Here is a 2,867-nt window from a genome sequence, read left to right as displayed (position 1 = left end):
CCGCCCCATCTGGCCATCATCCGGCCCCACCTGGCCACCATCGGCCTCACCCGGCCACCATCGGCCTCACCCGGCCACCATCGGCCCCACCAGTCATCATCGGCCCGCCGGCGGCCACAGCCCGCCGACGGCCACGCCCTCGCCAAGATGACGGCGCACCGGAGCACCACCGACAGCGAACACCTGCCGTGTCGCGGCGACGGTCGGTGGCACGCGACGAACGCGACGAACGCGCCGGCCACCGCGGCCGGGCGCTCAGTCCCCGACGACGTCGACCCCGCGCCAGAACGCCACGTGGTTCTCGATCTGCGCGGCCGCCTCCTTCGGTTCCGGGTAGTACCAGGCCGCGTCCGGGTTCTCGCTGCCGTTCACCCGCACCGTGTAGTAGGAGGCGGTGCCCTTCCACGGGCACACGGTGTGGGTGTCGGTCGGGGTGAGGTACTCCGAGCGCACCGCCGAGGCCGGGAAGTAGTGGTTGCCCTCGACCACCACCGTGTCGTCGCTCTCGGCGAGCACGACGCCGTTCCATTCCGCGCGGACAGTCATGGGAGCCTCCCTGGACGTCGACGAACCGGACCGGCATCCACGCTACTCCCGCGACGGTCGGCCGCCGGGCGGACGAGCGGGCTCACTCGAAACCGAACAGCGGCGGCACCGCGACCAGCACCAGCGCCGCCCACAGTCCGAAGACCGGCAGGTAGCGGGTCTGCCAGCGTTCGGTCGCGTGGAAGCTGCCGCGCCCGACCACGAAACCGGCGAGCAGCCGGGCCGACCAGGTCAGGTTCACCGCGAGGAGCAGGTTCAGGCCGAGGGCGACCGTCTTGTTCGCAGAGAGGCCGAACTCCGCGATCCGGGTGAGCATCGCGGTCAGCATGACCACGTCGACGACGAGCGCGAGCCCGACCAGCACGAGCTGGAGCTTGTCGAACAGGTCGGCGGGCAGCAGCGGATCGCGCGCGGAGATCGCGTAGAGCAGCAGCCCGAGAACCACGACGAGAATGACGTCCATCAGGATGAGCAGCTGCCGGTCGGCCTCGACCAGGTCGCCCGCCGCGACGAATCCCGCCAGCAGCACCGCGAGCATGGCGATGGTGACCGGGGTGAACACCTTGGTCAGGACCGGAGCGATGTTCTCCACGACGTTCTGCTTGGCCTCCACCAGCCAGGCCGCGATCACGACGGCGCCCGCCGGGCCGAATCGCACCACCCACTCCACCACGACTTCATCGGCGTCGTTCAACTTCAGCGCGTCGAAGGCGCCGATGGTGAGGCCGAGCAGCACCAAGCCGCCGAGCGCGATGAGGGTCAGATAGACGACCCACTCGCCGGTGAACCGGATGAAGTCCATGCGACGGCGGTCCGAGCGCCACTCGCCACCGGCATAGGCGAAGCCGACCGCGAACCAGCCGACCAGCGGCGCGTGGATCGCGGCGAGCACCTCCGTCGCACCATCGTGTTCGGAGGGGAAGGTGACGAGCAGGACGGCGGCGAGCACGAAGGGCACGGCGAGAGCGGCGAGGGCGCGGGGGCCGAGCCTGCGCTTCCACGCGAAATAGCCGGCGAGGAAAGGAAGGACGAACAGGCTCACCGTGCGGGCGAACAAGTTCTCGTCGATCCCGGCCGGCACGGCGATCGTGATCGCACATCCCGCGGCGGCGGCCAAGGCGAGCACCACCGGCAGCTCCCGGGTCGGCGCCTGCCTGCCCTCGCCCGGCACCGGCACGAGGACCAGCTGTTTCCACAGTCGCTCGGAGTGTTCGCGGGCGAATTCGCGCGAGATGGCGTCGATGCTCCCCATCCGCTTGACCGCGACCAGGAATGCCTCGTCGGCGGCCAGCCCGGCCGCGTTCAGCTCCGAGATCTGCTCGCGCAGATGGTCTTCCATCTCCGCGACGTCCGCCGCCGAGATCGCCTGTCGTCGCTGGACGTAGCCGCGCCATTGGCCGATCTGCGACTCCAGTCGCTCGTCCACGCCGGTCATGCCAGGCCGCCTTCGGTCAGCCGGGGCAGCTGCGCGCTGCGCCAGACCTCGTTCAATGCCTCGGCCACCACATCCCACTGGCTGCGCCGCTCCACCAGCACCGCGCGCCCGGCCTCGGTGAGGACGTAGTGCTTGCGTTTGCGACCGGTCTCGGCGGTGGCCCAGGAGGCCGACACGTAGCCCGCCCGCTCCAATCGGTGCAGCAGCGGGTAGAGCATGCCGTCGGTCCATTCGATACGGCCGGCGGACAGTTCCCGCACCCGCTTGAGGATCGCGTAGCCGTAGGACTCGCCCTCGGCCAGGATCCCGAGCACCAGCAGCGTGGAGGAGGCGGCCACCAGATCCTTGTCTATATACATAGATCCCCTATACCTAGAACAGCTAGGTATGACGGTAGCAGAATGTGCCGCGGCGGCACACGGTTCCGGCGCGCCTGTGACCCCGTGCGGCGGGGCCCCGCTCATGGCCGATGAGTTCGGTGCCTCTGTCCGGTCTGCACCGATGAGTGGAAAGGAGCGGGCAATGGTTGTGGTGGCCGGATACATCGTGGTCGCCCCCGAGCGGCGGGAGGAATACCTCGCCGGATGTGTGGGGGTGGTCGAACAGGCGCGGAAGGCGCGCGGATGCCTGGATTTCGCGATCGGGCCCGACCTGGTGGAACCGGGCCGGATCAATGTGTTCGAGCGGTGGGCGACCCGGGAGGATGTCGAGGCATTCCGCGGAAGTGGGCCCGAGCAGGGTCAGAGCGCCGCGATGCTCGACGCGGCGGTGGCGGAATTCGATATCGCCGCGATCCGGTCACTGACCTGAACGGAATCGGGGGGGGGGGGGGGGGGCCCCACCGGCCGCGGGCGCGCGGGGGCGGGGGGGCGCCCCCCCCGGCCCC

4 protein-coding genes are annotated in these 2,867 nt (G+C 70.1%); 1 reads left to right on the top strand and 3 read right to left on the bottom strand.

All coding sequences use genetic code 11. From position 1 onward, the window contains the following. Positions 1-255 precede the first annotated feature (255 nt). From QH283_RS07320 to QH283_RS07310, 3 genes are all read right to left on the bottom strand, one after another. On the bottom strand, positions 256-546 hold the full coding sequence (locus QH283_RS07320) for a DUF427 domain-containing protein (RefSeq protein ID WP_280502257.1): 291 nt from the start codon (positions 544-546) through the stop codon (positions 256-258). Between the two features lie 82 nt (positions 547-628). Beyond that, entirely contained in the window at positions 629-1,981 is a 1,353-nt protein-coding gene (locus QH283_RS07315) for a permease prefix domain 1-containing protein (protein ID WP_280502256.1), read from the bottom strand. Continuing rightward, the gene (locus QH283_RS07310; protein ID WP_280502255.1) at positions 1,978-2,340 is read right to left on the bottom strand and encodes a PadR family transcriptional regulator; all 363 of its coding nucleotides are present in this window, start codon (positions 2,338-2,340) and stop codon (positions 1,978-1,980) included. Before QH283_RS07310 ends, QH283_RS07315 begins: the two co-directional genes overlap by 4 nt. Before the next feature lie 163 nt (positions 2,341-2,503). Here QH283_RS07310 and QH283_RS07305 point away from each other — a divergent pair, with 163 nt between their 5' ends. Continuing rightward, entirely contained in the window at positions 2,504-2,791 is a 288-nt protein-coding gene (locus tag QH283_RS07305; protein WP_280502258.1) for a putative quinol monooxygenase, read from the top strand. Positions 2,792-2,867 lie beyond the last annotated feature (76 nt).

This window comes from Nocardia farcinica (assembly GCF_029867845.1).
Classification (GTDB): domain Bacteria; phylum Actinomycetota; class Actinomycetes; order Mycobacteriales; family Mycobacteriaceae; genus Nocardia; species Nocardia farcinica_A.
Note: the sequence above shows the minus strand (reverse complement) of the source record. Positions and strands in the feature narration are given on the sequence as shown.

What these genes read in the sequence shown, in the direction of transcription:
- QH283_RS07320 (WP_280502257.1), bottom strand. Translation starts at nt 546, where the DNA reads ATGACTGTCCGCGCGGAATGGAACGGCGTCGTGCTCGCCGAGAGCGAC.
- QH283_RS07315 (WP_280502256.1), bottom strand. Translation starts at nt 1,981, where the DNA reads ATGACCGGCGTGGACGAGCGACTGGAGTCGCAGATCGGCCAATGGCGC.
- QH283_RS07310 (WP_280502255.1), bottom strand. Translation starts at nt 2,340, where the DNA reads ATGTATATAGACAAGGATCTGGTGGCCGCCTCCTCCACGCTGCTGGTG.
- QH283_RS07305 (WP_280502258.1), top strand. Translation starts at nt 2,504, where the DNA reads ATGGTTGTGGTGGCCGGATACATCGTGGTCGCCCCCGAGCGGCGGGAG.